9 protein-coding genes are annotated in these 5,903 nt (G+C 42.0%); 3 read left to right on the forward strand and 6 right to left on the reverse strand.

The genetic code is table 11. The features are described from left to right. Nucleotides 1–100: 100 nt before the first annotated feature. The 5 genes from H6G97_RS43675 to H6G97_RS54060 all read right to left on the reverse strand — a co-directional run bounded on the left by H6G97_RS43675 (nt 101) and on the right by H6G97_RS54060 (nt 3,094). Nucleotides 101–361, reverse strand: coding sequence for a hypothetical protein (locus H6G97_RS43675; protein WP_242056009.1), 261 nt, complete (start codon nt 359–361; stop codon nt 101–103). A 68-nt stretch (nt 362–429) separates the two neighbouring features. Then, nucleotides 430–1,272: a hypothetical protein gene (locus H6G97_RS43680; RefSeq protein ID WP_190946735.1), complete on the reverse strand. Its 843-nt coding sequence runs from the start codon at nt 1,270–1,272 to the stop codon at nt 430–432. A gap of 250 nt (nt 1,273–1,522) precedes the next feature. Further along, nucleotides 1,523–1,897 carry a hypothetical protein gene (locus tag H6G97_RS43685; RefSeq protein WP_190946739.1) on the reverse strand — a complete coding sequence of 125 codons (375 nt, stop codon included), beginning with the start codon at nt 1,895–1,897 and terminating at the stop codon, nt 1,523–1,525. Nucleotides 1,898–2,230: 333 nt separating this feature from the next. After that, the gene (locus tag H6G97_RS54055; protein ID WP_242056010.1) at nt 2,231–2,539 is read right to left on the reverse strand and encodes a hypothetical protein; all 309 of its coding nucleotides are present in this window, start codon (nt 2,537–2,539) and stop codon (nt 2,231–2,233) included. Between the two features lie 3 nt (nt 2,540–2,542). Beyond that, a complete protein-coding gene (locus tag H6G97_RS54060) occupies nt 2,543–3,094 on the reverse strand; it encodes a hypothetical protein (RefSeq protein WP_242056011.1) in 552 nt (183 codons plus the stop codon). Nucleotides 3,095–3,277: 183 nt separating this feature from the next. On the opposite strand from H6G97_RS54060, the gene H6G97_RS43695 reads away from it, so the two are divergent. Both H6G97_RS43695 and H6G97_RS43700 read left to right on the forward strand, forming a co-directional pair. After that, nucleotides 3,278–3,487: a helix-turn-helix domain-containing protein gene (locus H6G97_RS43695; RefSeq protein WP_322698724.1), complete on the forward strand. Its 210-nt coding sequence runs from the start codon at nt 3,278–3,280 to the stop codon at nt 3,485–3,487. A 192-nt stretch (nt 3,488–3,679) separates the two neighbouring features. Beyond that, nucleotides 3,680–4,633 (forward strand): hypothetical protein, encoded by a 954-nt coding sequence (locus H6G97_RS43700; RefSeq protein ID WP_190946737.1) that lies wholly within the window; start codon nt 3,680–3,682, stop codon nt 4,631–4,633. Between the two features lie 291 nt (nt 4,634–4,924). On the opposite strand, the gene H6G97_RS43705 is transcribed toward H6G97_RS43700, so the two are convergent. After that, complete coding sequence (locus H6G97_RS43705; protein ID WP_242056012.1) at nt 4,925–5,194, reverse strand: glutathione binding-like protein; 270 nt, start codon at nt 5,192–5,194, stop codon at nt 4,925–4,927. Nucleotides 5,195–5,275: 81 nt separating this feature from the next. Between H6G97_RS43705 and H6G97_RS43710 the strand changes: the two genes are divergently transcribed. Further along, nucleotides 5,276–5,752, forward strand: coding sequence for a hypothetical protein (locus H6G97_RS43710; protein ID WP_190946738.1), 477 nt, complete (start codon nt 5,276–5,278; stop codon nt 5,750–5,752). The last annotated feature ends 151 nt before the right edge of the window (nt 5,753–5,903 follow it).

Below are 5,903 nucleotides of genomic sequence, written 5' to 3' on the forward strand. Positions count from 1 at the left end.
TGAAATTAACTACGACTGGACATGACAATACAGGTTTAAATTTGAACTGTTCCGGTATACAATCTGTTTTCTGAGGGGTCATGCTTAAAACTGCTGGAATTCATGTGCAATAGATATTTTGGCAGTTTTTGACTCCTCTTTTCTCCAGCTTCGTGAGAAATCCGGGATCAGGCTGTTCTTGGACAATTCGAGCACTGATTGATTCAAAGTCTACTTGGAAGATGTTCATATCTATGGACATTTCCCCAGTGTTGTAACGGTCTACTATGTGTTGCTTGATTGCGGATTGATTCAGCCCATCAGGGATATCGATGTGAGCTTCACTGATGATTTTTTCGACGACTGTGACAATGACTTTCATGGTTTTTATTCCTATCTGATTAATTCAGGATTCAGAAATAAAACTTCTTCTGAATCCTGACTTTCGATTTACACTGCCCCAGTCTTTACCGCTTGCACCTGTTGCATCCATCCGTTGATTGCTGTTAGCTCATCCATTCCCCTAGCAACAGCATCAACAACTAGCTTTTGATAGTCAGATTCAGCATGATTGGGATGGTCACACTTATCTGCTGCCCAAGCCAAACACATGGTTTTGATTAGTTCATTAATCTGGTTAATATCAAGTAAACTTGGGCGGACAACATCCTGGAATTGCAACCACTCTCTGACCAAATCAAGTGGATAATCAAGCAAGGTGCGAATATTTTTAACTCGCAAATCCTGTGGGTGTACTGATTGAGGAACTACACTAAGTTTTGGTGGAGTTAGTGGGGGTTCGGGAATTGAGTTTGAAGTTGCACCCAATAAAGATTGGATATCACGAATGATTCTTGCCCAATCCAAATCTCTACTCCATTCCCTGTAAATCTTGGTTTTGGTTGCAGCATCGTAAAGATTACAGAAAACCGTGTTTTCGTCGCCAGCATTAGCAACGATGATCAGTGGCTTAGAAAAATCTTGAACAATTGATGCAGCTAGAAGAAAGCTTTTAGCAAAGTTGGTTTCAATACCAGTTCTAACGATATAAAGTTCATCGGCACTGATAACAATATCCAGCTTTAAATTGTCCTTGCCTTTGAACTCTTTAGTAGTCAATTGCAGTTCTGACAGATACCCAGTTAATGCTCTTTGAATCACAGGTATTTTATTATCTTGGTTGATATTGAACTTGTCCCAAACGTAAGATTCCCCATCTACTTCTCCTTGATTGACAAATAAATAGATGGGTTCGGGAGGGTTGCATAAACCTAGCTTTATTTCAGTAACCATATTTTGTTGACCTGTGCAATAATTAGTGGTTTGTAGCGTAAACTTTCAGCGCTTTACGATTGCTTGAAGAAAAGCTGATATTCAAGCAATCGCTTTTCTACTAAACAGAAGGCTGTTAATTGGAGGGGAAAAGGGGAAAGGGGAAGGGGGAAAGGAAAGAGAAAGAAAAAATTTTTGCCATACAGTACAGAGCAAGCATTTTTAAATATGAAGCTTCCCTTTTCCCTTTAACCCTTTCCCTTTTCCCCTCTTATTTTTGGTCTAATTCCCATTGCAAATAAGTGAGCGCAGTTTGAGCATCCGCAATGTTTAAATCAGGTTGATATCCCTCGTTCAGTAGTTGTCTGTAGTCTGGGTGCGTAGCAATAAGGGATATCAGGGTTTGGGCTTGTTCAAGTAATTGGTGGAGATATGGGTTAGACATTTCTATGCCCAATCGTGAGCATAAATCCTCCGCTTTCACTCCCATGATTCCTGGCTCAATCTCGGTTTCTAATTCTTCAAGCAGAGATTGAAAATCAGGGTGTCCATCGTTGATTTCAACTTCAATCAAATCTGCACACGTTGTAATAGTGGTTGCCCAATTGGGTAAAGTTTGTGGAATGGTTTTCGCGTAAAGTTTCATGATTGTGTCCTTTGGGATTAATAACCTAAAAATCTTCGGCAATCTCCAACAAAAAGCCGTGTTTCCAAACAATTCAAAATGCAAAACTCAAAATGCAAAATTAATTTCTTATTCTTCAATTTTGAATTTTGAATTAATAATTTTGAATTTGACCAAAGCGAATGGTGCGCTGTTCCAAAGCAAAGCGAGGGTAGCCCCAGTGTTTGGGAATTGATATTGTGAGTTGCATATTGATTGGTGAATGAAGGGAAATAATCAGTGAGCAGTTACCAGTTATCAGTTAACAGTGTCGAATCTTGATAACTGTTAACTGTTAACTGATAACTGTTTGAATTACGCTGTGACTAACTCCGTTCTCTCCAGCAGCCGTTGCAATTTATCGCCAGTTAGCTGTTCTAACGGTTGATCTAAAAAATATTCATCAAAAATGGATTTACCATCAGTAGACACGTCCATCATCGATAGCGATTGCACAGCATCAAACACAGAGTTAGAATACTGCTGCTGACCTGAATAACGCCTCTTCACCCACCAGTTACCCTCAGTGCATCCGACTTGCCCCAGTTTCACGCCGTTGTTGTAAATGCCATCATCGAGAATTTCAAACCCATAATTCTGGCACTCGTTGAAGATATGCGCCATGATTTAGTTTTCAGTAGAAGAGGAAAGCATGGGGGCAGAGGCGCAGAGGGGCAGAGGAGAAAGTTGTTGTAAGTTTTTCCCCTCTGCACCCCTGCTGCCTTGCATAAGAGCTTCTACTGGCAGTGTGCCATCTTTGTAGTGAGTGCAGATGAAGCGATCGCAACGCATTAGAGTGTTGGCACGAAATACTTCTTTATCGTTAACCATGACTACCCAGCGTTGCGTTAAGTGGTTGTCGTCATGGCTGATGCTGGCTACCAGTTTGTCATCAGTGTAATATTCGTGATGGTCAAACGAGATTTCGACTATTGTGAGGGGTTCGGGAGCTACAACTTGGGCTTGGTCAGCGATGTGGTGGTCGAGTTTGGCTTGGGCTGTGGCTTGTTCGTCAACCTTTTGAAACTGGGTGGATTGGTGAGTGATGATTGCGTTTACCCAGGTTTGGGCCGCTCTTTTGTCTCCTGTGGGTGTAACGCCAAGTTGGGCAGCGATTCTTTTGAGACGGGGGAGGTTGTAGCGTGAGAGGGCTTGCTGTGTATAGGTTGGATGGGTCATAATAAGATTTCCTGTAAAAAGGGTCAAAGGGCGATCTCTACAAGTTTTTCCAGGACTGGCGATTGCTCTTTGTTATTTAGTATGTCTATATTTTAGCGCTAGATTTTTAACGCTGTCAAGTAACTAGCGCGAGGATTTTAACGCTAGAATAATGGTATGAATTAGCGCATGGGAGAAATATTCGTGTCACGAGTTGCAGAACTGCGTAAGCAGAAAGATTTGACTCAGCGCCAGCTTGCTGATTTAGTTGGCGTTGACCCTTCGACAATCCGTAATTGGGAGCGAGACAGAGGGGGTACAGAAACTTTTGCAAAGCTTGCCAAGCTTTGCGAAGTGTTGGGTTGCCAGCCTGCTGATCTATTTAAGATTCAAAAGATTGGCGAAGATGACTAGAGACTATATTTATTGCGGTTCTAGCAATCGGCTACCCCCAAACAAATCACTTGATTGCAAGGTTGATTATAAAAGGCTATCGCTTCTCTTCAAGACGCTGCGCGAACGCCTGTATGCAACTACTCATAACAGTGAAAATTTATCTGCAATCGACTTTGAGCAAATGCCACTGAGCTAAAAAGAGGTGGAATAATGACTAAACCACCCTCTAAACGTAAAAAATCCACCTTCTCTTCATCCACTGACAGCACATCACCAGATAATCTTGCTCAAGAAGAAGACCCAGCTACAGCAACAATTACCGTTACTGCTGTTGAAATTTCCGAATTAATCGAGCAAGAGATTCGCGATCGCTTACACTTGGAACGGCAAGTAGAAAAAGCGTTTTACCTTGCGGGTAAAGCCTTAACGGAATTACGAGACAGAAAGCTGTACCGAAGTACGCACAAAACTTTTGAAGAATACTGCCGTGAGCGTTTTGGTTTCGAGCGGCGTTATCCGTACAGGTTAATGGAAAGTACAGTGGTCGTGGATAATCTCATGAAAATGTGTCCTAATAGGACACATTTTCAAAATGATTTGGACACATCTACTCCAGATTTCAGCGAAACACAAGTTTTACCCATCAACGAATATCAGTTACGACCTTTGATTCCGTTAGAGCCGGAAGTACAAAGAGAAGCATGGCAGCAGGCCGTAGAGGCAGCAGGTGGTAAAGTCCCATCAGGTCGTGTTGTCAAAGACGTTGTGCAGCGCATAATAGAGAGAACCAAAGTACCCAATACCTACCAGATTGGCGAAGTCTGCCAAATCCTTGCCAAGGACAACCCGGAACTCAGAGGCAAAGGGGGCTGTTGGGCGATTGTCAGCGCAGTAAACGAGTTTAGTTGTACCGTGAGAGTTTGGGATGGCGAGTACACCGTTGGCTTGCAGCACCTGAAGTCCTTCAACTACCTGCCCCAGGAGTGTGAGCAGATGCAGTCCTTGAGCGATCGCATCAATCGGGTGTATTTAAGTGGGCTGGAGGAGACAGTCAAAAGTCTGTTGCAGGCGTTGGGGAAACTGAATCGGCCTTATCTTACTGCTGTGGAAGAGAAATTATTGACGCTTCTGGAGTTTGAATATGGCAGAGAGATAACACCCTAAACAAATTTGGCAATTTGGCATCCAATGTTTTTGGGTTGCAGTTTCAATGGAGTTAGCGACACAACGGGACAGTGAAGAAGTTGTACGAGGGAAAAGATAAAACTTCCCGCTTCAAGACATCCAGCTATGCCAGTTGTTTAGTTGAGTGCTATAGAACCCCTCTACATGATTTATATAGCGCTCAACAGAGTTCAGTTCCCACTCTACAACTGGCTAGAAATGAACAAAACCAAATAAAACCTCAGAATCTGTCTCGCCCTTCTTTGCTTCTCCAATATTAGACCTGAATCCTTACTTTTTTGGAATAGTTGACTTGACTGATTCGCGCTCCTGTAATCTATTAAACCAGTCTCTCAAATAAGGATACAGAAGAAGCCAGTCTTCATTTAAGCGAAAGCTGTAATAGCCGAGGGAACATAATGCTGCTACATCTGCTGCTGTCCATGTTTCACCCTCTAACAAATATTTAGCCGAACGCAATTGTTCATTAAAGATTGGTAAAAGACGATTAATTAATGTTTCATATTTTTTTCGATAATAAGCAGGAGCTAGATCACCCATAAAATCTAGTATCCATAAACTTATAATATTGTCGCCTAAAGTATCTGCTAGTTGTTCCCATTTACGGCACTCAAGCCGTATGTGAGGAGCGCTTGGGTTTTACCTGATGTTGAAAAAAAGTTAATTTTTGACGGATTGACAGCCAATCGAGAAGTTTCTCTGTGGAAGCATGACCTAGATAATACTTTTTCTTATTGGCATATAGTTTACATGGAATTGATGCAGCAATTTGCAACCCCAGAGATATATTTGAACAATCTCCGGGCGACTATTTCCCAGGAATGGCAAAATGGTTTACCTGTAATTGAGGATTTGTTGGCTAAACAGGAATATAGAGAAAGTCTTACAGTGATTCAAGAGACTTTGGATGCGTTATTAAAAAACAAACCTGACTTGAATCCCTGGACACCAGAAAACTCGCTGCTATTTGTTGCTGTGGGTGGATTTTCTTACGCTCCTGGGAATTGGGAAAAGGAAAAAAATTTACTTCGCTATTATCAGCAAGCTGTTCGAGAATTGGGAGAAATCGAACGGGCGAATCAGGGCAAACGCATCTAAATATAGTACACGTATACTAAGAAGCCAAGAAAGGTAGCGATCGCTTTGGAGATGGAGGTTGAGCAATGAGGCTTTGATGATAAAGTCATTCTAGAAGTAGAGGAAAGCCCCTAAAAAAGCGTGAAGCTCAAGCCGAAAATTACGATTGCTG

The organism is Nostoc flagelliforme FACHB-838 (genome assembly GCF_014698065.1).
Taxonomy (GTDB): domain Bacteria; phylum Cyanobacteriota; class Cyanobacteriia; order Cyanobacteriales; family Nostocaceae; genus Nostoc; species Nostoc flagelliforme_B.